Source organism: Nonomuraea sp. NPDC050404, from assembly GCF_040655495.1.
Taxonomy (GTDB): domain Bacteria; phylum Actinomycetota; class Actinomycetes; order Streptosporangiales; family Streptosporangiaceae; genus Nonomuraea.
Genome location: NZ_JBFAKB010000012.1, coordinates 322,287 through 345,469, shown reverse-complemented (window position 1 = coordinate 345,469; position 23,183 = coordinate 322,287). Strand labels below are relative to the sequence as shown.

Below are 23,183 nucleotides of genomic sequence, written 5' to 3'. Positions count from 1 at the left end.
GACGCCGGCCACTCCTCCAGCTCCACGCCATCCAGCGGCGCCGGCTACTCCCTTGGGCCAGCATCTTCCAGCGGCTCCGCCCCCGACCACTCCTCCGCCCTCGACCGCTCCTACGCTCCCGGTCACCCCGCTACTTCCGGCCGCTCCTTCAGCCCTGCCCCACCCAGCGGCCCCGTCTCCGGCCCCGCTCCGCCCAGCAACTCTGCCTCCAAGGCCGCTCCGTTCAGCAATTCCACGACAGCCGATCCAACCGGTGCCTCCTCCGGCCGACGGCCAGAAGGCTCCTTTGCGGCCGATCCGCAGGGCGGTTCCTCGGAATCTGGTCCGCATGGTCGGTCTGCTGGGGCCGATCCGCAGGGCGGTTCCTCGGAATCTGGTCCGCATGGTCGGTCTGCTGGGGCCGATCCGCAGGGCGGTTCCTCCGGATCTGGTCGGTATGGGCATGGAGGGTCATCCCGGCCGAGCCCGTACCACCGATCCCTTGGGCCCGGTCGTCCGTACGGGGGTGCTGTGGCGTCCGGCCCCGTGCTGCGGCCCATCTCCACGTACCGCGTGCAACTCACCCCCGACTTCGGGTTCGCCCAGGTTGCCGAGATCGCCGGATATCTGCGCGACCTCGGGGTGAGCCACGTCTACCTCTCACCCATCCTCCAGGCCACGCCCGAGTCGCAGCACGGCTACGACGTCACCGACCACTCCAGGATCAGGGAGGAGTTCGGCGGCGCCACGGGCTTCAGGGAGATGGCGCAGCAGTTGGCGGCCCAGGACCTGGGCATCGTGGTGGATATCGTGCCGAACCACATGAACACGGTGAACGCCCAGTTCTGGTCGGTGCTGAAGGACGGGCCCGGCTCGCCGTACGCGCACTGGTTCGACATCGATTGGGTGGACGGGAAGGTCGCGCTGCCCGTGCTCGGCGACGACACGCCGCCGGTCGTGGACGGCGACGTGCTGCGCTACTACGAGCACACCTTTCCCCATCCGGGCCACTATCGGCTGGTCGACTGGCGCGAGGGGCCCGGATACCGGCGCTTCTTCGACGTGTCGACGCTGATCGGGCTGCGCGTGGAGGACCCGTCCGTGCTGTTCGCCACGCACGAGGTGATCTTCTGGCTGCTCGATGAGGGGCTGGTGGACGGGCTGCGCGTCGATCACCCCGACGGGCTGGCCGACCCGCGCCGCTACCTCGAACGGCTGCGTAACCGGGTGGGCAGCGCGTGGACGGTCGTCGAGAAGATCCTCATCGGCCCCGAACAACTACCCGGCGACTGGCCGTGCGACGGCACCACCGGCTACGACGTGCTCAACCGGGTCAACGGCCTGTTCGTCGATCCTGCGGGCAAATCACCTCTGATCAAGACTTTCACCGAAATGACGGGGCAGCCGACCGAGTACCGGCAGGTCATGGCCCAGGCCAAGCACGAGGTACTCGACCTGTTCTTCGGCGCCGAGGTGAACCGCCTGGCCACCTGCGCCTCCTGCGACCCCGCCGCCGTACGCGAACTGCTCGCCGCGATGCCGGTCTACCGCGCGTACGTGGTGCCGGGGCAACCGCCGCCGCCCGAGTCGGCCGAGATCGTCGAACTGGCCGCCGAGTCCTGCTCACCCGCCGTACAGCCGCTGGTCCGCGAGGTCCTGCACGGCTCCGCCGAGTCGATCATCCGCTTCCAGCAGTTGTGCGGGCCGGTCATGGCCAAGGGCGTGGAGGACACGGCGCTCTACCGGTGGTTCCCGCTGGCCTGCCTGAACGAGGTGGGCGGCGAGCCGGACGCGTTCGGGTTGCCGGTCGAGGACTTCCACGACTTCTGCGCGACGATGCCGCCGTACGCGATGACCACCCTGTCCACCCACGACACCAAACGCTCAGAGGACGTACGGGCCCGGCTGTCGGTGTTGTCGGAGATGCCGGGGGAGTGGGCGGCGGCCGTGGCCGAGTGGTCGGCGCAGGTGAGCTTCGACCCGCACCTCGACTACCTGGCCTGGCAGAACCTCATGGCCGCCTGGCCGATCTCCGCCGAACGCTTCACCGACTACCTGCTCAAGGCCGCCCGAGAGGCCAAGACCGCCATCTCCTGGCTCAACCCGGACCCCGCCTACGAACGACGCCTGCGCGCCTTCGCCGAGGCCGCCGTACGCCTGCCGGTCGGCGGCTTCACCGAACGCATCGACCCTTACGCCATGTCCAACTCCCTGGGGGCCAAGCTGGTACAGCTCATGATGCCGGGGGTGCCCGACGTGTACCAGGGCAACGAAACCACCGACTTCTCCCTGGTCGACCCGGACAACCGACGGCCGGTGACCTACCCCAGCAAGCCCGAGACCCCGTGGGACTCCGCCAAACTCCTGCTCACCACTCAGGCACTGCGACTGCGCCGACGACTCGAGGGCGCGGGCCCGTACCTGCCGCTGTGGGCCGAGGGCGAACACGCAGACCACGTAATCGCCTTCGCCCGCAGCACCGCCACCCCCACCGACCACCCCCACCCCACCGAAACCACCACCAGCTGGCCCCACACCGCCACAGAAAACGAGACCGCCCCGGCCCTCAGCGGAGAGGCCATCCCAGGACGTCGCCCCGGGGCGGAGGGTGACTCCGCAGTTCGTCCTGGGGCGGAGGTTGGCTCCGCGGTACGTCCTGGTCCTGGGAAGGAGGGTGATTTCGCGGTGCGTCCTGGGGCGGCGGATGGCTCTGCAGTACGTCCTGGGGAGGATGGTTCCGCGGTGCGCCTTGGGACGGAGGATAGCTCCGCAGTGCACACCGGGACGGAGAGTGGAACTGGGGCGCATGCTGGCGTGGCCGGCCTGGATGCCGACGTTCAGGGTGATGCCGGACCGGGAGTTGCAGCGGGAGGTGGCCTCGCGCTGACCCTGGAGGCGTCATCCGATGCCCGGATCCGGGCCGCCGCGACGGTCGTCGGCTCCCACACGCATGCCACTGGGATAAGTGGCGGTGCCCACACGCATACTGCCGTGGATAGTGCTGCCCGAACACGTGTTGCTGCTTCGGGCGGTGGCGTCCACGGGCATGGCGCTGTGATGGACGGCGATGTCCACCGGCATGGTGCTGCGGCGGGCGGCAATGTCCACGCGCATGGCGCTGTGGCGGGCGGCGATAAATACGCGCATGGCGCTGCGGCGGGCAGCGTTGTCCACGCGCATGGAGCTGAGGCGGGCGGTGATGGATACGCGCATGGCGGTGCCGAAGATTGTGGTGCGTCGGGGCTTGGCGATGCCGTCGATGGGGGCGTGCAGGCGCTGCGGGCGCGTGGCGATGGTGAGGACGCGGGGCGGGGTCGGGAATCGGGGAGTGCTGTTGCCGGGGAGCGGGCGTGGGCGGGGGTCGATGCTGGGGTTCGGGTGCGGGCCGTCGTGGTTGCGACCCGGCTTCCTGTACGCCTGGCTGCGGCGGGGGGATGGGGTACCACCACACTGACGCTGCCCCCGGGCACCTGGCGGGACCTGCTCACAGGCGGCCTGTACACCGGGCGGATTCCGCTCGCGCACCTGCTCGGTCAGTATCCGGTCTCACTCCTGGAGAGACATGATCTTTAAGGTCTGGGCACCGAAGGCCACGGCGGTAGAAGTGGACGTCCTGGATGGGCGCCGGGTGATGTCGCTCGGGGAAGGGGGCTGGTGGTCGGCGGAGGTGGAGGGTGCCGGGCACGGCACTCGGTACGCCTTCGTGGTGGACGGCGACGGGCCGTACCCCGATCCGCGCTCCCGGCGGCAGCCGGAGGGGATCTTCGGGCAGAGCGCGGTGTACGAGCACGCCCGCTTCACCTGGTCCGACCATGACTGGAAGGGCCGTGACCTGCGCGGGGGCGTGATCTACGAGCTGCACATCGGAACGTTCACCCCTGAGGGGACGTTCTCGTCGGCCATCGAGAAGTTGCCCCATCTGGTCGAGCTCTGCGTGGACTTCGTGGAGATCATGCCGGTCGCGCCGGTGCCGGGCGGGCGGAACTGGGGCTACGACGGCGTGGACCTCTACGCCGTGAACGAGACGTACGGTGGCCCCGACGGGCTCAAGTCGTTCGTGGACGCCTGCCACCGGGCCGGGATCGGGGTCATCCTGGACGTGGTCTACAACCATCTCGGTCCTTCCGGGAACTTCCTGCGGCCGTTCGGCCCGTACTTTTCTGGATTCGATGGCAGTTACTGGGGTGAAGCGGTCAATCTGGACGGGCCGGAGTCCGATGAGGTGCGGCGCTACTTCATCGGGAACGCGCTGCAGTGGCTGCGCGACTTCCACATCGACGGGCTGCGGCTGGATGCCGTGCACGCGCTGCACGACAAGCGCGCCACGCACCTGCTGGCCGCGCTGTCGGAAGAGGTGGACGCGCTGTCCTGCTTCGTCGGCCGGCCGCTGTCGCTGATCGCCGAGTCCGACCTCAACGATCCGCGCATGGTGCAGCCGCTCGAAGCCGGCGGGCTGGGCATGACCGCGCAGTGGGACGACGACGTACACCATGCTCTGCACTGCGCCGTCAGCGGCGAGAGCCACGGCTACTACCAGGACTTCGCCCAGCTCTCGGCCCTGGCCAAGGTGCTGACGCACGGAGTCATGCACGACGGGACCTACTCCAGCTTCCGCGCCCGTGCGCACGGGCGCTCCTTCGCGGGCGTACCGGGGCATCGGCTGGTGGCCTGCCTGCAGAACCACGACCAGATCGGCAACCGGCCCGCCGGCGACCGGCTGTCTCTCCAGGCGCTCAAACTCGGCGCGGGACTGCTCCTGACCTCGCCGTTCACGCCCATGCTGTTCATGGGCGAAGAGTGGGGGGCACGTACGCCGTTCCTGTTCTTCTCCGATCACGTGGAGCCGGAACTCCGCGATACCGAGGGAGTGCGGAGGGAGCGGGAGTTCGATGGGTTCGGGTACGTGTGGGAGGCGCCCGATCCTTCGGACGAGGAGTCGTTCCTGCGGTCGAAGCTGGACTGGAGCGAGGTGAAGGAGGAGGCGCACTGGTCGCTGCTGTGCTGGTATCGCGACCTGATCGCCCTGCGTAAGGCCCTGCCCGAACTGTCGGACCCACGGCTGGACCGGGTCCGGGTGGAGATGGATCCGCTGGGCAAGTGGCTGCTGGTGTGGCGGGGGGAACTGGCGGTGACGGTGAACTTCTCGCAGGAGTCGGTGACGCTGCCGCTCTCGCCCGGAACGGTGTTGCTGGCCTCCGACGAGCCGGTGGTGGCGGACGAGGAAGGGTTGAGGTTGCCCGGCCAGTCCATGGTCATCAGCCGCCCCGCTTCCCGCTGAATCCGGTTGGTCGATCCTTCGCCTGGCAGTAAGCCTCTTTCGGGCTTGGGCGCTACTTGGGATCGAGGCTTTCGTCGCGTCTGCATCGCGTGGACGGACGGGTTCACTGAGGCGGCATTCCTTTCGGGATGAGCGTCTTTTTGGGGTTGGTGGTTTTAGGTCGGTGCGGGGATGCGTCTGGCGAGTGCGAGACCACGTCTGGTGAGCGCGGGGGATGCGTCTGGCGGATGTGGGGTCGGGACAGGATGCGCCCGGTGGGAGTGAGGGTCGGCGTGCGTACACGTTCGGTGGGTGTGGGTACACGTGTGGCGGGGGTGCGGGGGCGTGGGGTCGGTGTGGGTGCGCGTCTGGCGGGTGCGGGGTTGGCGGGTGTGGGGTTGGGCGTTGCGGGTTAGGCGGCCAGGACTTGGGCGAGGTCGGGTGGGCGGAAGTCGACCGAGGTCAGGGTGGTGTTCGGGGAGGCCTGCGTGGCGCAGAGCCAGTCGTTCAGCGAGCCGGTGAAGCCCGGCGGTGGGCCGACCTTGAGGCAGGTGACCTGGCCGGTGCCGGGGGTTGGTCCGATCTTCAGGCGGCGGATGCTGCCGGTGCGGCCCAGTTCTCCCATTTCTGTGTCGTACGGCGTGAGCCCGACGCCGAACGGGAGGCCGCCGTCCGGCTGGTCTGAAGGCTGGATCAGGAGGAAATCGTCGATCTTGCGGTTCGTGGCCTCCGGGTGGGTGGTGATGTAGGCGAGGTGGTCCGTCAGCAAGCGGTTGGCCACTGTGCGCAGGAGGTTGGTCGCGCACAGGTTGTGGGCGCAGGCGGCGCCGTCCAAGGTGATCTCTGGGAGAGCGAAGCGGCGCAGGCCCCGGGACGTGACACGCAGGCAGTCGCACACCCCCAGGTCGGCGGGGTTCCAGGGTGGGCAGGTGGCGGCGTCGTGGACCTGGACGTCCCAGGACAGCCAGTCGTCGTCGAGGTGGAACAGCGTGGGCTCGCCGGCGCATCTGCCGCATGTGAGGATGGCCGAGCCGATCAACGGGTCTATCAGCAGGCCGTCGCACTCCCTGGTCAGGGCCCTGGCTGCGGCGCGGGCCGCCTGAATGACCGACGGGAGCTTGTGCGGGGGTGCGGTGGAGGACACCACGACATGGTGTTTCGTACGGCGTAGACGGCGTCTTTCGTCGTCCGAGAGGCTGACTCCGGCCGGCTTCCATGGGGTCGTGTAGTGGGTCACCGCCAGCATGCCGTTGGCTGCTGAGCTGATCGCGGTCCTCTTGTACGGGCCGGTGATGCGCCAGGGTACGAATGACTCCACATCGAACGGCACTTGCTCCATGGCGATGACGAACAAGGAAGTCATGGTGCCGGGCAGCGGGAGAGTGATCTTCATGGTGATGGCCTCCATGCGGGTCGGATCGGGCTCGGGTCGGTCGGCTGGGTCAGGTTGATGCGGTCGGTCGGGTTGGGCGGGTCGGGGTCACGTTGGTTGGGTTGGGTGGGTCGGGGTCACGTCGGTCGGGTCACGTCGGTCGGGGTGGTGGTGGGGCTAGAGGTTGGGGTCGGGCGGGAGGCACTCAGGATCGTTGATGGGTGGTGGGGGCGGAGGGCTAGAACGGGATTCTGTGGATGGCGCTCGTGGGAAGGGGAGGGTCTGTGGAAAACCATGTGAGGGCTGGTGAGGGGCAGCGTTTGGGAAGGGTTGGGTTGGTCTGGACTGATTTGGTGGGAAAAGTCCAAGGTCGTCCTGAACCGAATGGGGACGTACCGCCGTCAAAGTGACGTGATCCCGTTTGAGATGATCGACGAAGATCTGCGCACGGCGCGTCGGCGGGCGCGGCGCTGGGATGAGCTGACCGAGAGCCGCACGGCGATCACTGGGCTGATGCGGGAGATGCGGCAGGAACTCGACGCCGCCGGGGTGTGGGATCAGGAGCGCGAGGCTGTGGCGGAGGCCAGGCTGGGGGCCTACACGATCGGATTGGCGAGGGTGGAGCGGGAACTGGCCGAGGTGGGGCCGGCGCGGGAGCTTTACGAGGAACTGCTTGTACGTGAGGAGCGTCGCCTGACCGGGTCGGCCGACCCGCGGGGTGCGGAATTGTTGGAGATTGGGCGGATGCTGGCCGAGCTGGAAGTGGAGTTGCCGGCTGGGGAGCGTGCCAGGGCGGCCGGGCTTGTGGCGCTGGGCGATGACGGCGACCGGGAGGGGGCGGTGGCCGGGTTCGTTCGGCAGGTTGAGGCGCTGGGCATGACTGTGGCGGCCGGGACCGGTGTGGGGGAAGTCGAAGGGGTCATGGAGAGGCTCGGGGAGCGTCGCGGAGAGCTCGAACGGCTGCGGGACGTGCTGCGCGCCCGGCGAGAGGAACTACTGCTTTCCTGAAACGCAGCTGCGGGAGCAACTGCAGGCGTCCAACTGCAGGCGTGCGACTGTAAGTGGCAACTGCAGGTGTGCGCCTGCAAGAGGCAACTGCAAGTGGCGGCCGCAGGTGGCGACCCCAGGAGGAGCGTAGGAAGGGCGGCTGGTCCTGCCATCACGGTCCCGGGTGCGAGAGAAGGCCGCTGGTGGTCGTATGCCAGGGCCTCGGGTGCGGGAGATGGTGGCTGGCCCTGCGACAAGTGCACTGTGAGATGCGGCTGGTCGAGCGAGAGGGCACTTGAGGATGCATTGGTTCGGGTTCCCGTGATGGGGCGCACGGGGGATGTGGCTGGTGCCGGCGGCAGGCGCACGAGGGGATGTGACTCGTCCCGGCGGCAGGCGCACGGGAGGGAGTGGCTGGTCCCGCGGCAGGTGTAGGAGAATGCGGCTGTTGGGCTTGTGGCAAGGGGTCGGGCGTAGAGGAGAAGGCGGGAGGCTCCGTAGGAGGGCTTTGCGCCGTCAGCCCTAGAGCGCGGAATTCTGGGGGCATCCGGCCTGGCGGAAGCGTCTGGCCTGGCGGACGGATCCGGCTGGGGCAGTATGGGTCGCTTGGGACCAATGATTGCGTCCGGGCCCAGGGATCGCGCTCGGGGCCCAGGGATCGCGCTCGGGCCCAGGGATCGAGCCTGGGATGAGGACCCCGCCTCGGGGTGAGGACGTCCGCGTGGGTGAGGACGCTCGCGTGGGGTGAGGACGCCCGCGCGGGGGTGATGATCCCGTGTGGTGAAGGCCGCGCTTGGGCTGAGGACCACCGCGTGGGGTTGAGGACCACCGCGTGGAGGGTGACGATCCCGCCTGGGGTGAGGGCCCGGCCGGGGTGAGGGGCCCCCTGGGGTGACGATCCCGGCTGGGGTGGGGAGCTCGGCTGGGGTGGGGGGACCCCGCCTGGGGTGAGGGTCTGGCTGGGGTGAGGAGCCGCCTGGGGTGAGGAGGTGGCGGGGGTGAGGATTGCGCTTTGGGTACGGGTCCGGCCTGGCCACGAGGATGGGGCTTTGGATTCGGGTTGGGCCGAGGGGCGGGGCTGGGGTTGGGCTTGGGTGGTGATGAGGTGGGGAGGAGGGTTGGGGGTCAGTGGTTGAGGAGTTGGCGGAGGACGTGTTCCAGGGTTGCTGCTGGGTTTGGGTCTGAGTCTGGTGAGCGCCAGGCCACGTAGCCGTCTGGCCGGATTAGTACGGCGCCGCCCCCGCGCACGCCGTACTGCTCTGGGAAGCGCCCGTCCACGTCCAGCAGTTCGTCATTCACCAGCAACCGCGTGAGCTGGATGCCGAGGCGGTCCTTGACGAGGCGGCCTGCCTCCATCCATGCGTGCCCGCCCGGTTTGGTGGCCATAAGGACGTACCCGGAGCCGAACAGGTCGAGGGTGGAGATGCGTTGTCCGTCCCAGTCGAGTGCCACGTGGGGAGCCGGGCTGCCGGGACGGCCGTCCGTGGTGTTCGGGTCCGTGGTGTTCGGGGGCGCTGGGGTTGGGGCGTCGAGGGTTTGGGCCGGGTGGCGCTCGACGTGCTTCATTGAACTCACCTCCGGGTACGCGTAATATCGCGTCTGTTGGGCGACACGATATGTCGGATGTCGGGAGGCGGTCAAGATATATCGTGTAAGGGTTAGGAAAGGTGGCGTTCGAGGGATTCCAGTTTGGAGGTCATGCCGTCTGTGACTCCCTGACGTACGTCGGCCTTGAGTACCAGGCTTACGCGGGGTGCGACCTCGGCCACGGCGTCCACGGCGCGCTTGATTACGTCCATGACCTCGTCCCATTCGCCCTCGATGGTGGTGAACATGGCGTCGGTTCGGTTCGGCAGGCCGCTGTCGCGGACGACCTTGACGGCGCGGGCGACGGGCTCGGCGACCCCTTCGCCGACGCCCAGCGGGGTGATGGAGAAAGCGACGATCATCAGAGAACCTCTTCTCGTGTCGAGTTGACCAGAGGTTTCTGATCTTAGGCAGCGCGCCTATCGGATCGGGTCGCGCGGGGGCGTGGTCCAGGAGGTCCAGGGCGCAGGGGGTCGAGGGGGCAGTTCGCCGCCGGTCGTGCAGCGCCACTCGACTGACAAGCCTTGGTGGCCGGGGGCGGTCGCGGTGCTGCCGCGCAAACGTTGCCGGGTGGACGTTGCCCGGCGGTTGCGGTCCTGTGGGTGGGCCGTTGCCGAGCGGACGTTGCCGGGCGGTGACGGTCCTGCAGGTGGAGGTTGCCGGGCGGTGGCGGTCCTGCGGGTGGGAGGCGGCCGGGTGGGGGCCGGTGGTCGGGCTGGGGGTGCGGGGTGTCAAGTGTGCTTGACATTGGTGTGGGTGCCTCGTACCGTGTCAAGTGTACTTGACATCACGCTCCGGAAAGGGGCAACTCGTGCAAGCGCACAACCAGACCGGTGACTACCGGGAATCGCTCAGAACAACCGTCCGGCTCCTGCTCTGGACGCTTGCCTGGCTGGGGACCCTTGCCTTAGCCAAGTTCGGCCCAGACCTGTCGTGGGGTTCAGGGCAGCCGCTGGCTAGCTGGGCCGCAGTCGCCGTCAATCTGCTTGCCGGCATCGGATGGATCGTCGCTTTCACGCGCTTCCTCCAAGGGCAGGACGAACTGCAGCGGAAGATTCTGCAAGACGCGCTGGCGATCACCCTCGGAGTGGGATGGGTGGGTGGATTCGCCTATGTGGTCGCGGATGCCGCCGATCTCGTCGCCTATGACGTGAATATCGCGGTCCTCCCCGCGTCCATGGGAGTCGTCTACGTGATCGCCGTCATGGTCGGCAAGATCAGATACCGATGAAGAATCGCATCACGGAACTTCGTGCCGAACACGCCTGGACGCAGGCCGACCTGGCTCAGCGGATCAGTGTGTCCAGGCAGACGATCAACGCCATCGAAACAGGGAAGTTCGACCCGAGCCTTCCCGTCGCCTTCCGTCTCGCCAAGGCGTTCAACCTGAAGATCGAAGAGGTCTTCCTCGACGATGACGATCAATGAAGAAGGAAATCGTCAGTGAGCGCGGATCGCAGGCAGCACAGCGAAAGCCAGCCGCGCAGCGAAAAGCCACGACGTTCGGCGAACGTCGTGGCCACCGCCGTACGTCATACGTCACGCGTGGTCGTGCGCTTCCTCGTCATCTTCCTCGCTCGGCCCCTCGGACGGCTCCACTCCGAGCACGGCCTCCCTGGGCTCGATCTCGCTGATGTGATCGACGAGCTGCAGCACGTGGTCCGGCTCGATCAACCACTGCAGCGCCGAGGCGCCGCTGTCGTCGGAGGCGACCAGTTCGGCCTGCTCCGTACGCTCCTCTTCGGTGAGATCGGCGTCGGGGTGCCTGATCTCGGCGAGCGCCGCCGCCTGCAGCGCATCCATGTCGAGCACCTCCACGGTCAGTTCGACCGTGAGGCGCAGGTAGTTGGGTTCATCCTTCATGGCGAAGATGCTAGGGCAGCTTCCACTCGACCGGTGCGGCGCCTTGCTGGACGAGGAGCTCATTGGCCCGGCTGAACGGCCGCGAGCCGAAGAAGCCGCTGCGCGCCGACAACGGGGAGGGGTGGGCGGACTCGACGCGCGGGATGCTGCCGAGCATGGGCGCCAGGTTGCGGGCGTCGCGGCCCCACAGGATCGCCACCATCGGCTTGCCGCGCCCGACGAGAGCGCGGATGGCCTGCTCGGTGACCTGTTCCCAGCCCTTGCCCCGGTGCGAGGCGGGCTTGCCTGGCATCACGGTCAGCACCCTGTTGAGCAGCAGTACGCCCTGGTCGGCCCACGGTGTCAGGTCGCCGTTGGCGGGGCGGGGCAGCCCGAGGTCGGTCTCCATCTCCTTGTAGATGTTGACCAGGCTGCCGGGCAGCGGCCGCACGTCCGGGGCCACCGAGAACGACAACCCGACGGGGTGACCGGGCGTGGGATAGGGATCCTGGCCCACGATCAGCACCTTGACGTCGTCGAAGGGCTGGCTGAACGCGCGTAGCACGTTCGCTCCCGCGGGCAGGTACTGCCTGCCTTCGGCGATTTCTTTGCGCAGGAACTCGCCCATCTGGGCGATCTGCTCGGAGACGGGCTCAAGGGCACGGGCCCATCCCGCTTCGACGACTTCGTTAAGTGGACGACCGGCCATGGCCGTTGAGCTTAGTCAGGTCTGGTACGGCTTGCGGCCCAAACCCGGGGACAAGCCGTACCAGAATGATCACATCGCCGGTTTGCCCGGCTTGAACAGCCACGCATCGAAGAGCGTGTCGAGCTGCTCGCCCGAGACGCGCTCCGACAGGGCGACGAAGGCCGCGGTGTCGGCGTTGCCGTACTTGTGCCTGCCCGCCCAGGCCCGCAGGATCGCGAAGAACGCGTCGTCGCCGACCTCCAGCCGCAGCGCGTGCAGCGTCATCGCGCCGCGGTCGTAGACGGGCGCGTGGAACAGGTTCTCGGGGCCGCCCGGGTCGGCGGGCGGGCTCTGCCAGAACTCGTCCTCGGCCGGGCGCGCGTACGCCTCGTCGAAGGCGGCCTGTACGGTCTGCGTCCCGAGCTTGTCGGCCCACAGCCACTCGGAGTAGGTGGCGAAGCCCTCGTTCAGCCAGATGTCGCGCCACAACGTCGGCGTCACCGAGTTGCCGAACCACTGGTGCGCCAGCTCGTGCGCGAGCAGCGACTCGCTGGGCGCCCTCGGGTAGATGGGCCGGGTCTGCGTCTCCAGCGCGTAGCCGACCTCCGGCGCGTTGTCCACGATCCCGCCGGTCGAGGAGAACGGGTACGGCCCGAAGAGCCCGGTGAAGAAGTCGAGCACCGGCGGATGCCGCTCGGGGAAGCCAGGTGCCTGAACCGTGGGATCGACGGCCGTGGTCACCCGGTACCCGCCGATGCGGCGGTCGGTGAGGTCGAACCTCCCGATCGACACCGTGGCCAGGTAGCTGGCCATCGGCTCGCGGGAGTTCCAGACGTACGTCGTCCGCCCGCCCTTCGACACCTTGGCCACCAGGTCCCCATTGGCCACCGCCACCCGGTCGCGCGGCACCGTCACCGTGAACCGGTAGGCGGCCTTGTCGGTCATGTGATGGTTGCCGGGGTACCAGGTCATCGCGCCCTGGGGCTCGTTGGCGTTGAACACGCCGTCGCCGGTCTTGATCCACCCGTCCATGGAGCCGTCGGGGTCGATGACGTGGGCGGGCAGGCCGTCGTACCGTACCGTGATCGAGAAGTCACGGCCGCGGCGGAGCGTTCTGGCGGGCGTGACCACCAGTTCGGAGCCGCTCTGCGCGTGCGTGGCGCGCCTGCCGTCCACGGTCACGGACCGCACGGTGAGCGTGTCGACGAGGTCCAGGTTGAAGCGGCTCAGCGCCTGCGTGGCGCGGGCGGAGATCCGCGCGAGGCCGGACAGGCGGCCGGAGGACGGGTCGTAGTCCAGCGTGAGGTCGTAGCGGGCGGCGTCGTAACCGCCGTTGCCCTGGCCGGGGAAGTAGGGGTCCCCGGCGCCCGGGGCGCCGGGGGTGCCTGCCGGTGTGGCGATGGCGGGAGCGAGCGGAAGCGAGAGGAAGGCTGCTGCGGTGAGAGCGACGAGACGCTTCATCAGGTCTCCTTGAGAGTGTGGATACTCCCGCCTTGGGACGGGGAGGTAACCCGCGGAACGGTGCCGGACTGTTATGGGATGACTTCTCTCTGTTAAGATCCGAACATGCGTACGGCCTACAAGGTCCGGGTGTACCCCACCCCGGCGCAGGCGGCGGTGCTGAACCGCACGTTCGGCTGCGTACGCTTCGTCTGGAACCGGACGCTGGCCTGGCGGCAGGCGCGCTATCGCAGCGAGCGGGCAAGCACGAGCTTCAGCGAGGCCAGCGCCTACCTGACGGCGATGAAGGCCACCGATGAGCTGGCGTGGCTGGGTGAGGTGTCGTCGGTGCCGCTGCAGCAGATCCTGCGCCACCAGCAGAGCGCCTTCACCGGCTTCTTCGCCCGGCGGGCCCGGTATCCGCGTTTCAAGGCGCGCGGCGGGCGGCAGAGCGCCGAGTACACCCGGTCGGGGTTCCGCTACCGCGACGGGCGGTTGTGGCTGGCCAAGATGGACGCGCCGCTGGCGTTCGTGTGGTCCTGGCCCGGCACCGACCCGATCAGCCTCGACCCGAGCACCGTCACCGTGTCCCGCGACCCGGACGGCCGCTGGTACGCCTCCCTCGCCGTGGACACGCCCGACCCCGGCCCGGCGCCCGACCCCGGCCCGGCGCCCGACCCCGGCCCGGCCGCCTGCCCGGCCGCCGGCCCGGCGGTCAGCGCGGCGGTCGGCATCGACCTGGGCGTCACGAACTTCGCCGTCACCTCCACCGGCGACACCATCGCCAACCCCCGTCACCTGGCCAGACGGGAGCGCAACCTGGCCCGCTACCAGCGGCGCCTGGCCCGCACCCGGCGCGGCTCGGCCAACCGGGTCAAGGCCAGGGCGAAGGTGGCCCGCGCGCACCGCAAGGTCCGGGCGTCCCGCGCGGACTTCCTGCACCGCACCTCGGCCCGGCTGATGCGCGACCACGACGTCATCGTGATCGAAGACCTCAACGTGCGCGGCATGGTTCGCAACCGCAAACTGTCCAAGGCCATCTCCGACGCGAGCTGGGGCACCTTCCGCGCCCTGCTGGCCTACAAGGCCGCCAGGCATGGCCGCCACCTGATCGTGATCGACCGCTGGTATCCCTCCAGCAAGACCTGCTCGGCCTGCGGGCACCTGCTCGCCGAACTCGCTCTCGGCACCCGGACGTGGCAGTGCCCGTCCTGCGGCACCCGGCACGACCGGGACGTCAACGCCGCCAAGAACATTCTGGCGGCAGGTCTTGCCGCAGCTGCCTGTGGAGGTGACGTCAGACATGCCGGGTCTCCCGGGGTGCGGTCGCCGGCGAAGCAGGAACCCCAGCCCGCGAGGGCTGGAATCCCCGTCCTTCAGGGCAGGGAGTAGTCAAGAAGAAGCATCGACGGCAGGTGAAGCCTTGTTACAACGGAAGGGCGCCCGCACAAGGCGGGCGCCCTTCACCACGGACAAGGCGGGCTCACTTCACGGAGCCGGCCATCATCCCCTGCACGAAGTACCGCTGGAACGCGAAGAACATGATCAGCGGAATGATCAGCGACATGAACGCGCCGGACGAGAGAATGTCCACGTTCGACCCGAACTGTCGCATCTGAGACTGCAGATACTTGGTCATCGGCTGGTTACCGGTGTCGGCGAAGACCAGCGCGATGAGCATGTCGTTCCACACCCACAGGAACTGGAAGATGCCCAGCGAGGCGATGGCGGGCTTGCCCAGCGGGAAGACCACCGACACGAAGATCCGCCACTCCGGCGCCCCGTCCATGCGCGCCGCCTCCAGCAGCGACGCCGGGATGCCGACGAAGAAGTTACGCAGCAGGAAGATCGCGAACGGCAGGCCGAACGCCACGTGGAACAGCACCACGCCTGGAATGCTGCCGAAGATCTGGGCGCCGCCGTAGAGGGCGGCGACCGGGATCAGGGCGATCTGGATGGGCACGATCAGCAGGCCGACCACGATGAGGAAGCCCAGGTCGCGGCCGGGGAAGTCCATCCAGGCGAACGCGTACGCCGCCATCGCCGCGATGCCGATCACCAGGATGGTGGTGGGCACGGTGATGAGGATGGTGTTCCAGAAGGACGCGGTGAACCCGCTGCCCAGCAGGTTGGCGTAGTTCTGGATGGTCAGCTCGGCCGGCTTGGTGAAGATCGTCCACCAGCCCTCGGCGTTGTTGACCTGGTTCGTACGCATCGAGACGACGAGCAGGCCCAGGGTCGGCACCAGCCAGAACAGGCCCAGCACCACCATGACCACCTGGACGGCACCGCTGCCCAGCCGATCGACGATCTTGCCGACCACACCCCTGCGCGGCGCGCCCGTCTCCAGCCCCGACGGCCCCGACGGCCCCGACGACGCTCCGGAAGGCGCGGTGGCGGTCGTGGACGTCATGATTCTCCCCTCCTGAAACGCCGGATGTTCATGATCATGAAGGGAAGGACCAAGATCAGCAGGAAGATGGCCAGCGCGCTGCCCAGCCCCTGATTGTTCCCGCCGCCGAACGACACGCGCCACATCTCCAGCGCCACCACGTTCGCCTGTGGCTGGACCGAGGAGGGCGCGATGATGAACACCAGGTCGAACACCTTCAGCGTATTAATGATCATCGTCACGAAGACGACGAGCAGGACCGGCGACAGCAGCGGCACGGTGATCTTGCGGAACACCTGCCACTCCGAGGCGCCGTCGATGCGGGCCGCCTCCAGGGCGTCGCGCGGAATGGCCGCCAGGCCGGCCGCGAGCAGCACCATGGCGAACCCGGCCCACACCCAGACGAACGCGCCGATGATCGCGGGCGTGATGAGCGTCGGGCCCAGCCAGGTCAGGCCGCCGTACGCGGCCTCGAAGTTCGACTGCGGCAGCCGTACGGTGTAGGAGCCCTCGGGCAGCCCGCTGAAGCTGAAGGAGCCGTTCTCCGTCGTCGTGGCGGTGCCCGCGACCTGGCCGTTCTGGCCGACCGCCTCCACGGTCATGCCCGGCAGGCCCTTCTCGCCGGTGTCCACGGCGTTGTTGCGTCCGCCGCCGCCCTGCGTGAAGTCGAACCAGATGACTCCCGACAGTCCGCCGCCGGACACGTTGGCCGGCGCGGCCTGGGCGTTGGCGGGCATGACGTCCGGCTTGACGCCGACGATGGGGATCAGCACCGGCTGCCCCGCCTGGGCGGGCTGCTTGGTGACGACCGCGCCGTCCTGGGCCGCGACCGGCGACTCGTCGCCCTCGCGCGGCCGGGCCTCCGGGTAACCCTGGGAGGAGGAGAAGGTGTCCTGCACGGTGGTGAGGATGGCGTTGGCCAGGCCCTTGTTCGGGTCCTCCTCGTACACGAGCCGGAAGATCACGCCGGCCGCCATGAGGGAGACCGCCATCGGCATGAACACGATCAGTTTGAACGCCGTCGCCCACCTGATGCGCTCGGTCAGCACCGCGAAGATCAGGCCGAGCATGGTGACGATGATCGGTGCGATGACCACCCAGATCAGGTTGTTGCGGATGGTGGTGAGCATCCCCTGATCGGTGAAGATCGTCACGTAGTTGCCAAGGCCCACGAATCCGTTGCCCGTCGCGTCGAACAGGCTGCGGAACAGGGAGTAGACGATCGGGTAGACCACCCAGATGCCCAGCAGCAGCGCCGCGGGGAGGAGGAAGGCTATGGCGACCGCCGGCGAGGGGCCGAGGCGTAGCGTCTTACGGGGGGATTCAGCCGGTCCGGTGGAAGGGCCGCCCGTGCTCTCCTTCACGGGCGGTTCCTGCCGGCCGTCCAACCGTTCGGTCACGGCCTTACCTCTTTACTTCCAGGCCTTCTTGGCCTCGGCTTCGAGCGCGTCCTGCGCGCCCTTGACGTCGCTCGGGTTACGCAGGAAGTCCTGCAGCACCTTCCATTCGCCCTTGCCGTCGGTGGCACCGAAGGCGCTCGGCGCAAGGTCGGACATGTCGTAGCGGACCGCGTCGCCGGCCGAGACGATCGTCTGGCCGAGCTGCTTGGTCAGCTCGTCGGGGTAGTTGTCGGGGGAGACGTTCTTGTTGGGGGACAGGTAGCCGGGCAGCTTGGCCCAGATCTCGCCGCCCTCCTTGGAGGCCAGGAACTGCACCAGCGCCATGGCGCCGGGGGAGTCCTTCATGGCCACCGCGACGTCGCCGCCGAGCACGACCGGGGCCGTGTCACCGACCTTGGGGAAGGGGAAGTACTTCGCCTGCTCGCCCACCTTGGCGCCGGACTGCACGGCCTCGACGGCCACGAAGTCGGCCTCGATGATCATGGCGCCCTTGTTGTTGCTGTAGACCTCGCTCACGCAGGTCGGGAACTCGGTCTGCAGCGCGCCGGAGTTCCCGTCGACCATGAGCTCCTTCTTGCCGAAGATCTGCGCCATCTTCTCCAGCGCGGTCTTCACGCTCGCGTCGGTCCACGGGATCTCGTGCTTGGAGAGCTTGTCGTAGTTCTCCGGGCCCGCGCTGGACAGGTAGACGTTCTCGAACAGGTCGGTCAGCGTCCATCCGGACGCGCCGCAGAGCGAGAACGGCGGCGTGCCGGAGTCGGCGATGGTCTGCGCGTTCTTGACCAGTTCGTCCCAGGTCGTGGCCGGCTGCACGCCCGCGTCGTCGAACGCCTGCGAGCGGTACCAGACCAGCGACTTGTGCGCGGCCTTGACCAGCACGCCGTACACCTTGCCGTCGACGGAGCCGAGCTCCTTCCAGTACGGCGTGTAGTTGGTGTCGATCTCCTGGGTGACCTCCGGGGTCAGCGGCTTGAGCGCGTCCTGCTCCACGTACTGCTGGACCAGGCCGGGCTGAGGCAGGATGGCGACGTCCGGCGGGTTCTTGCCCTGGATGCGCGGGCCGAGGTAGGCGCCGGTGTCCTCGCCGGTGGAGGCGTAGGTGACCTCCGCGCCGGTCTTGTCGGAGAACGCCTTCAGCACCTGCTCGAAGTTCTTCTGCTCGGCGCCGGTCCACTTGGCGGCTACTTCGAGCTTCACGCCCTGGAGCGTCTTGTCGCCGCCGCCGGTGGCGGGGGCCGACTCCGACGCGGTGGGCTGGGTGGTCGTCGGCGCGTTTCCGCAGGCGGCGACGGCTACCGCGAGCCCGGCCAGGATCGCTGCTGCTCTGCCTTTTCGCATGGCTGCCTCACTGGGTTCTGATGATCTCTTCGAGTTCTGACTTCATGGAGACCGCCACGTCGTCGGCGGTCTCCGGTGTGGGGTTGCCGAGCGCCTTGGCGACCGAACTGGCGATCACCAGGCTCAGCTGGTTGTAGTTGGCGCTCGCCGGCCGCGGCTCGGCGGCCAGGATGGTCTCCTTGAGCACGGGCAGGTACGGGAAGCGCTTGATCAGGGCAGGGTCGTCGTAGAGCTCGCTCCACACCGGCGGGAACGAGCCCTCGGTGAGCACCCGGCGTTCGTTCTCCAGGCTCGTGAAGTAGCGGATGAACTCCTGCGCGGTCTGCTGGTGCTTGGAGTAGGCGCTGATGGCCAGGTTGGCGCCGCCGAGCGTGCTGGACCCAGGCCCGTTGAGGCCGGGCAGCCTGGTCACGCCCAGGTTTCCGCCCAGCTCGGCCTTGGCGGGTCCGTACGCGTGCGGCCAGTTCCTGGCGAAGGCGAGCCGCCCCTCCTGGAAGGCCAGGCGCGACTCCTCCTCCTTGTAGCTCAGCGACTCCTTGGGAATCCAGCCCTCACGCAGTCCCTGCAGAAAGAATTCGAGCGCGGTCCCGCCCTTGACCGGGTCGAGGGCCACCTTGGTGCCGTCGGGGCTGACGATCTGCCCGCCGGCCGACTGCACGGCCTCGGAGAAGTTGACCGTGAGCCCTTCGTAAGCCAGAAACTGCCCGGCATAGCCCTCTATGTTGCGCTTTTTCGTGATCGCGCGGGCTTGGTCGCGTAGCTCGGCCCATGTCCTGGGTGGCTTCTTGACCAGGTCCTTGCGGTAGTAGAGCAGGCCGGCGTTGCTGGTGTAGGGGACGGCCCAGAGCTTGTCCTTGTAGATCGCCGTCTCCACGACGGGCGGCAGGAACCTGTCGAGCGGGAACAACCCGCGCTCCAGGGGGATGATCCAGCCGTTCTCCGCGAATTCGGCGGTCCACATCACGTCGAGCCCCAGCACGTCGTACCGGCTGCTCTGGGCCTGAAGGTTGGCCACCATCTGGGCGCGCTGCTCGTCGGCGGCCTCGGGCAGCTCCAGCAGCGTCACCTTCTCGGCCGGGTGGGCCTGGTTCCAGCGATCCAGCAAGGGTTGCAGGTACGCCGTGGTGTCGCGTCCGGTGGCGAAGGTGATGGGCCCGGTTCCGCCCGTCCCCGTCTCGCCGCGGCCCTCGTCGCCCGCCACGGTGCAGCCGGCCGCCAGGGTCACGGCGAGCAGCACTGAAAGCGAGCGAAGCACCCTGTTTCCTCCGTGTTCAAGTGGTTTTACATTCGTGTTAGGTAGATGCATTCATGTTATGCACACCTGTAATCTGTAGGTCAACGGATGACTCCGTAACGCATACGTAACAGGCGGGGAGGTGAAGTGGTGCGGCCTCACCTGCTGGCGCTTCTGGCGAAGGAGCCTGCCCACGGCTACGAGCTCAAACAGGCCCTCGAACAGACCTTCGGCAGCGCCTATCCCTCTCCCAACATCGGGCAGATCTATGTCACCCTCGGCAGGCTGGAGAAGGACGGCCTGGTGCGGGCGGTGGACGTGGAGCAGTCCAACCGGCCCAACAAGAAGGTCTACTACCTGACCGCCAAGGGCCGTGACTCCCTCGTGGCCTGGGTGGACGAGCCGACCGAGGGCCCCAGGGTGCGTGACGAGTTCTTCATGAAACTCGTGCTCGCGCCGCTCACCGGCATCGCGGACCGGATGGCGCTGATCAGCCGCCAGCGTCGCCATTACCTGTCGCTGATGGGCGATCTGCGCGAGCTGCAGTCCCACACGCCGGACACCGATCGGGTGGCGTTGTTGCTCATCGAGGGGGCCATGCTGCACCTGCAGGCGGATCTTGACTGGCTGGAGCGTTGCCAGGAGGATCTGGCATGAGCTCGGTTGTGAAAACGGTCAATCTGGTCAAAATCTACCAGGATGGGGCGGTCCCCGTACCTGCCGTCCGGGGGGTGGACCTGCAGGTCGAGCCGGGCGAGTTCGTCGCGATCATGGGTCCTTCCGGCTCCGGGAAGTCCACGCTCGTGCACATGCTGGGCGGCCTGGACACCAGGACCAGCGGGGAGATCTGGCTCGACGACAAGCGCGTGGACACGCTCTCCGAGAGCGCCTGGGCGCTGCTGCGGCGCAAGAAGGTCGGGTTCGTCTTCCAGTTCTTCAACCTGGTCGCCAACATGACCGTCGGCGACAACGTCGAACTGCCCGCGCTGCTGGCCGGGGCCTCGCCCAAGGTGGCCCGCGAGCGGCGGGAGAGCCTGCTGGCCGCGCTCAACCTGACCGACAGGGCCGACGCCGCGCCCGCCCAGTTGTCCGGCGGTGAGCAGCAGCGTGTGGCGCTGGCCAGGGCGCTGGCCAACGAGCCCAGCCTGCTGCTGGCCGACGAGCCCACCGGCAACCTCGACAGCCGCAACACCCGCGACGTGCTGCGCCTGCTCGGCGACGTGCACAAGGAGGGCCAGACCATCGTCATGGTCACCCACGACGCCCGCGTGGCGAGCCTGGCCGACCGGCTGGTGTCGCTGTTCGACGGGGAGATCGTGGACGACGGGCGCATCGCGCGCCGGCGTACGCGCACGGCCGGAGAGGTGATCGACCTCCGATGAGTGCCGCTCTGGCCGGGAGCCGGTGGATCAGGGCCGACCTGCGGGCCAGGAAGGGCCAGGCAGTGCTGACTGTGCTGGCCGTGGCCGGGATCGTGGCCGCGCTGATCACCGCGGCGACCCTGCTGGAGGACGGCACGAACCCGTGGCGCAGCCTGTCGGCCCAGACCGACGGGGCCCACGTCTGGCTCTACACCAAGGACAGCCCCCAGGTGGACCTGGGCGGCATCGACGGCGTGACGCGGACCGCCGGCCCGTACCGGTCGGCTCCCGTGACCGTGGCGCAGGACGGCCAGAAGGAGCCTGCGGCGCTGCGCGCGATGCCGGCCACCCTGCCCGCGGTGGCGCACCCCGTGCTGGCCGAGGGTCGCTGGCTGGACCCCGCCAGGCCCGACGGGGTGGTGGTCGAGCGCTCGTTCGCCGACTCCCTGGGGCTCAGGCTCGGCGCGCCCCTCTCGCTCATCGCGCTCAGCGGGGAGCGGCACACCCTGTACGTGCACGGCATCGCCGACACCGCCGAGCAGGGCTTCTACCCCGAGTGGACGCCCGGCCTGGCCTACGTGCTGCCCACCACGCTGGACCGCATCGAGCCCATGCTGGGCCGCAGCGAATGGGTGACCGGGCTGCGCCTGGGCGACCCCGAGGCGGCGCAGGTCGTCTCGCAGCGCGCGGTCGTCATGCTGGAGGACCGCCTCCAGCGCGTCTACACCTGGCGCGAGGTCAGGGCCGCCATGGAGCTGGACAACCGGCTGCTGGGCACGCTGCTGGCGCTGTTCGGCGTGGTCGGGCTGGTGGCCGCCGCGCTCGCGCTCGCCAACGCCGCCGGCGGCCGGGTGCTCGGCCAGCTCCGCGACCTGGCCACGCTCAAGGCCATGGGCTTCACCAAGCGCCAGGTCGCGCTGCTGCTCCTGGTCGAGCACGGCGCGCTGGGGCTGCTGGGCGTGGCGGCCGGCGCCCTGGCGGGCTGGGGCGTGATGGCGGCCGTGCTCGGCGCCGGCTCCGTGGCGCCCATCCCCGTGCTGGCCATCATCGCGGGCACGGCCCTGGCGGTGCTGGCCGCCGTCGGGGTGCCCGCCTGGCGGGGCGGGCGCACGCCGCCGATCCCCGACGTGCCCACCGGGCCGCCGCGCGGGCACCTGTCCAGGCTGGCCAGGCTGGCCCTGCTCGTACGCCTGCCGCCCGCCCTCATCCTGGGCACCAGAGACGCCTTCACCCGGCGGGTGCCGGCGTTCCTGACCGCGTTCGGCCTGGCCGTGCCGATGATGATGATCACCATCGGGCTCGGGGTGTGGGCCACGCTGGACAACTTCCTGGCCCACCCCGAACAGGTGGGCCAGCACGCCGCCCTCTACGTCAAGCCGGGCAAGCTGGAGCCCGCCGTGGCCGAGCGGATCGCCGGCCAGGACAAGGATGTGACCGCGCTCTACCCGGGCACCGACGTGAACGCGCTGGCCCCCGGCGAGGCCCGCTCGGTCAGGGTGCGGGCGATCGGCAGCTCGACGAGCCCGTACCCGTTCCCCGTGGTCGAGGGCCGCATGTACGGGCGTCAGGGCGAGGCGGTCGCCGGGCAGGGCCTGCTCGACCTGCTCGGCGTCAAGATCGGCGACCGGGTGCGGCTGACCGTGGGCGGCACGCCGCTGATCGTCAGGATCGTCGGCAGGACCGTCGAGCCCGAGCAGGACGGCGAGGTGCTCTCGGTGGGGCTGGACAGCCTGGCGGCCAAGGACTCGGTGCCGCCGGAGTACTACGCGCTGGCCCTGCGGCCCAACGCCGACCCCTCGGAGGTGAGCGGCCGGCTGCAGGCGGGCACCGGTCAGGGCCTGGACGTGCAGGCGGCGGTCAACCCGGCGCATCGCCTGGCGATCATCAGATGGGTGATCGTGGGCCTGATCGCGGTGCTGGCGCTGATCGGGCTGGCCAACCTGCTCACCGCCAGCGCGCTCGGCCTGCGCGACCACGCCTTCGACCTGGCCGTGCTCAAGGCCATGGGGCTGACCCCGCGCCAGGTCATGGCCACGCTCGTGACCGGCACCGGCCTGCTGGTGGTGCTGGGGGTCGGCGTGGGCGCGGCGGCGGGGCTGTTCATCGTCACCTGGCTGATCGACCTGCAGGGCCACACCAGCGGCGTCGGCGCGGGCATCGGCCGCGCGCCGTCGCCGCTGACATTGACGGTGACGGTGCTGGTCGCCGTGGGCACGGCCCTGGCGGTCGCGCTCATCCCGGCGCGCCGCGCGGCCCGTGCCCAGGTGCCGGTCACCTCTCGCTGAGGCTCCCGGCACCTTGCCCGG

19 protein-coding genes are annotated in these 23,183 nt (G+C 68.9%); 9 read left to right on the top strand and 10 right to left on the bottom strand.

The features are described from left to right. Positions 1–510 precede the first annotated feature (510 nt). Together treY and treZ are read left to right on the top strand one after the other, a co-directional pair. A complete protein-coding gene (gene treY, locus AB0I81_RS32645) occupies positions 511–3,552 on the top strand; it encodes a malto-oligosyltrehalose synthase (RefSeq protein ID WP_360664276.1) in 3,042 nt (1,013 codons plus the stop codon). Then, positions 3,542–5,257, top strand: coding sequence for a malto-oligosyltrehalose trehalohydrolase (treZ, locus tag AB0I81_RS32640; protein WP_360664273.1), 1,716 nt, complete (start codon positions 3,542–3,544; stop codon positions 5,255–5,257). Before treY ends, treZ begins: the two co-directional genes overlap by 11 nt. 391 nt (positions 5,258–5,648) lie before the next feature. Here the strand turns inward: treZ and AB0I81_RS32635 are convergent, their stop codons facing one another. Further along, a complete protein-coding gene (locus AB0I81_RS32635) occupies positions 5,649–6,629 on the bottom strand; it encodes a hypothetical protein (RefSeq protein WP_360664270.1) in 981 nt (326 codons plus the stop codon). 405 nt (positions 6,630–7,034) lie between these two features. On the opposite strand from AB0I81_RS32635, the gene AB0I81_RS32630 reads away from it, so the two are divergent. Continuing rightward, entirely contained in the window at positions 7,035–7,616 is a 582-nt protein-coding gene (locus tag AB0I81_RS32630) for a hypothetical protein (RefSeq protein ID WP_360664267.1), read from the top strand. A 1,104-nt stretch (positions 7,617–8,720) separates the two neighbouring features. Here AB0I81_RS32630 and AB0I81_RS32625 read toward each other — a convergent pair. Continuing rightward, on the bottom strand, positions 8,721–9,161 hold the full coding sequence (locus tag AB0I81_RS32625) for a hypothetical protein (protein ID WP_360664264.1): 441 nt from the start codon (positions 9,159–9,161) through the stop codon (positions 8,721–8,723). A 92-nt stretch (positions 9,162–9,253) separates the two neighbouring features. Then, positions 9,254–9,544: an MTH1187 family thiamine-binding protein gene (locus AB0I81_RS32620; protein ID WP_360664261.1), complete on the bottom strand. Its 291-nt coding sequence runs from the start codon at positions 9,542–9,544 to the stop codon at positions 9,254–9,256. 449 nt (positions 9,545–9,993) lie between these two features. Here AB0I81_RS32620 and AB0I81_RS32615 point away from each other — a divergent pair, with 449 nt between their 5' ends. Together AB0I81_RS32615 and AB0I81_RS32610 are read left to right on the top strand one after the other, a co-directional pair. Then, positions 9,994–10,413, top strand: coding sequence for a hypothetical protein (locus tag AB0I81_RS32615; protein ID WP_360664258.1), 420 nt, complete (start codon positions 9,994–9,996; stop codon positions 10,411–10,413). Continuing rightward, positions 10,410–10,610, top strand: coding sequence for a helix-turn-helix transcriptional regulator (locus AB0I81_RS32610; protein ID WP_360664256.1), 201 nt, complete (start codon positions 10,410–10,412; stop codon positions 10,608–10,610). The genes AB0I81_RS32615 and AB0I81_RS32610 overlap by 4 nt, the downstream gene beginning before the upstream one ends. A 111-nt stretch (positions 10,611–10,721) precedes the next feature. Here AB0I81_RS32610 and AB0I81_RS32605 read toward each other — a convergent pair whose 3' ends face one another. The 3 genes from AB0I81_RS32605 to AB0I81_RS32595 all read right to left on the bottom strand — a co-directional run bounded on the left by AB0I81_RS32605 (position 10,722) and on the right by AB0I81_RS32595 (position 13,173). Continuing rightward, a complete protein-coding gene (locus AB0I81_RS32605; RefSeq protein ID WP_360664253.1) occupies positions 10,722–11,045 on the bottom strand; it encodes a hypothetical protein in 324 nt (107 codons plus the stop codon). 10 nt (positions 11,046–11,055) lie between these two features. Next, the gene (locus tag AB0I81_RS32600; RefSeq protein WP_360664250.1) at positions 11,056–11,733 is read right to left on the bottom strand and encodes a uracil-DNA glycosylase; all 678 of its coding nucleotides are present in this window, start codon (positions 11,731–11,733) and stop codon (positions 11,056–11,058) included. A gap of 69 nt (positions 11,734–11,802) precedes the next feature. After that, on the bottom strand, positions 11,803–13,173 hold the full coding sequence (locus AB0I81_RS32595; RefSeq protein ID WP_360664247.1) for a M1 family metallopeptidase: 1,371 nt from the start codon (positions 13,171–13,173) through the stop codon (positions 11,803–11,805). A gap of 105 nt (positions 13,174–13,278) precedes the next feature. On the opposite strand from AB0I81_RS32595, the gene AB0I81_RS32590 reads away from it, so the two are divergent. Further along, positions 13,279–14,544, top strand: coding sequence for an RNA-guided endonuclease TnpB family protein (locus AB0I81_RS32590; protein ID WP_360664244.1), 1,266 nt, complete (start codon positions 13,279–13,281; stop codon positions 14,542–14,544). Between the two features lie 91 nt (positions 14,545–14,635). Here the strand turns inward: AB0I81_RS32590 and AB0I81_RS32585 are convergent, their stop codons facing one another. The 4 genes from AB0I81_RS32585 to AB0I81_RS32570 are packed head-to-tail and all read right to left on the bottom strand — an operon-like array spanning position 14,636 to position 19,537. Beyond that, complete coding sequence (locus AB0I81_RS32585) at positions 14,636–15,565, bottom strand: carbohydrate ABC transporter permease (RefSeq protein ID WP_360664241.1); 930 nt, start codon at positions 15,563–15,565, stop codon at positions 14,636–14,638. Continuing rightward, a complete protein-coding gene (locus AB0I81_RS32580; protein WP_360664238.1) occupies positions 15,562–16,944 on the bottom strand; it encodes an ABC transporter permease subunit in 1,383 nt (460 codons plus the stop codon). Before AB0I81_RS32580 ends, AB0I81_RS32585 begins: the two co-directional genes overlap by 4 nt. Positions 16,945–16,956: 12 nt before the next feature. Beyond that, positions 16,957–18,282 (bottom strand): ABC transporter substrate-binding protein, encoded by a 1,326-nt coding sequence (locus AB0I81_RS32575; protein ID WP_360664235.1) that lies wholly within the window; start codon positions 18,280–18,282, stop codon positions 16,957–16,959. A gap of 7 nt (positions 18,283–18,289) precedes the next feature. After that, complete coding sequence (locus tag AB0I81_RS32570; protein ID WP_360664232.1) at positions 18,290–19,537, bottom strand: ABC transporter substrate-binding protein; 1,248 nt, start codon at positions 19,535–19,537, stop codon at positions 18,290–18,292. 126 nt (positions 19,538–19,663) lie between these two features. Between AB0I81_RS32570 and AB0I81_RS32565 the strand changes: the two genes are divergently transcribed. From AB0I81_RS32565 to AB0I81_RS32555, 3 genes are read left to right on the top strand one after another with little or no spacing between them, the layout of a single operon-like run. Further along, a complete protein-coding gene (locus AB0I81_RS32565) occupies positions 19,664–20,173 on the top strand; it encodes a PadR family transcriptional regulator (RefSeq protein WP_360664229.1) in 510 nt (169 codons plus the stop codon). Then, positions 20,170–20,898, top strand: a complete 729-nt coding sequence (locus tag AB0I81_RS32560; RefSeq protein WP_360664226.1) for an ABC transporter ATP-binding protein — start codon at positions 20,170–20,172, stop codon at positions 20,896–20,898. Before AB0I81_RS32565 ends, AB0I81_RS32560 begins: the two co-directional genes overlap by 4 nt. Further along, a complete protein-coding gene (locus AB0I81_RS32555; protein ID WP_360664223.1) occupies positions 20,895–23,162 on the top strand; it encodes an FtsX-like permease family protein in 2,268 nt (755 codons plus the stop codon). The genes AB0I81_RS32560 and AB0I81_RS32555 overlap by 4 nt, the downstream gene beginning before the upstream one ends. The last annotated feature ends 21 nt before the right edge of the window (positions 23,163–23,183 follow it).

Bases quoted from the DNA above. Each gene is read 5' to 3' on its own strand.
- treZ (WP_360664273.1), top strand. From the start codon at position 3,542: ATGATCTTTAAGGTCTGGGCACCGAAGGCCACGGCGGTAGAAGTGGAC.
- AB0I81_RS32635 (WP_360664270.1), bottom strand. From the start codon at position 6,629: ATGAAGATCACTCTCCCGCTGCCCGGCACCATGACTTCCTTGTTCGTC.
- AB0I81_RS32630 (WP_360664267.1), top strand. From the start codon at position 7,035: ATGATCGACGAAGATCTGCGCACGGCGCGTCGGCGGGCGCGGCGCTGG.
- AB0I81_RS32625 (WP_360664264.1), bottom strand. From the start codon at position 9,161: ATGAAGCACGTCGAGCGCCACCCGGCCCAAACCCTCGACGCCCCAACC.
- AB0I81_RS32620 (WP_360664261.1), bottom strand. From the start codon at position 9,544: ATGATCGTCGCTTTCTCCATCACCCCGCTGGGCGTCGGCGAAGGGGTC.
- AB0I81_RS32610 (WP_360664256.1), top strand. From the start codon at position 10,410: ATGAAGAATCGCATCACGGAACTTCGTGCCGAACACGCCTGGACGCAG.
- AB0I81_RS32605 (WP_360664253.1), bottom strand. From the start codon at position 11,045: ATGAAGGATGAACCCAACTACCTGCGCCTCACGGTCGAACTGACCGTG.
- AB0I81_RS32600 (WP_360664250.1), bottom strand. From the start codon at position 11,733: ATGGCCGGTCGTCCACTTAACGAAGTCGTCGAAGCGGGATGGGCCCGT.
- AB0I81_RS32595 (WP_360664247.1), bottom strand. From the start codon at position 13,173: ATGAAGCGTCTCGTCGCTCTCACCGCAGCAGCCTTCCTCTCGCTTCCG.
- AB0I81_RS32590 (WP_360664244.1), top strand. From the start codon at position 13,279: ATGCGTACGGCCTACAAGGTCCGGGTGTACCCCACCCCGGCGCAGGCG.
- AB0I81_RS32585 (WP_360664241.1), bottom strand. From the start codon at position 15,565: ATGACGTCCACGACCGCCACCGCGCCTTCCGGAGCGTCGTCGGGGCCG.
- AB0I81_RS32575 (WP_360664235.1), bottom strand. From the start codon at position 18,282: ATGCGAAAAGGCAGAGCAGCAGCGATCCTGGCCGGGCTCGCGGTAGCC.
- AB0I81_RS32560 (WP_360664226.1), top strand. From the start codon at position 20,170: ATGAGCTCGGTTGTGAAAACGGTCAATCTGGTCAAAATCTACCAGGAT.
- AB0I81_RS32555 (WP_360664223.1), top strand. From the start codon at position 20,895: ATGAGTGCCGCTCTGGCCGGGAGCCGGTGGATCAGGGCCGACCTGCGG.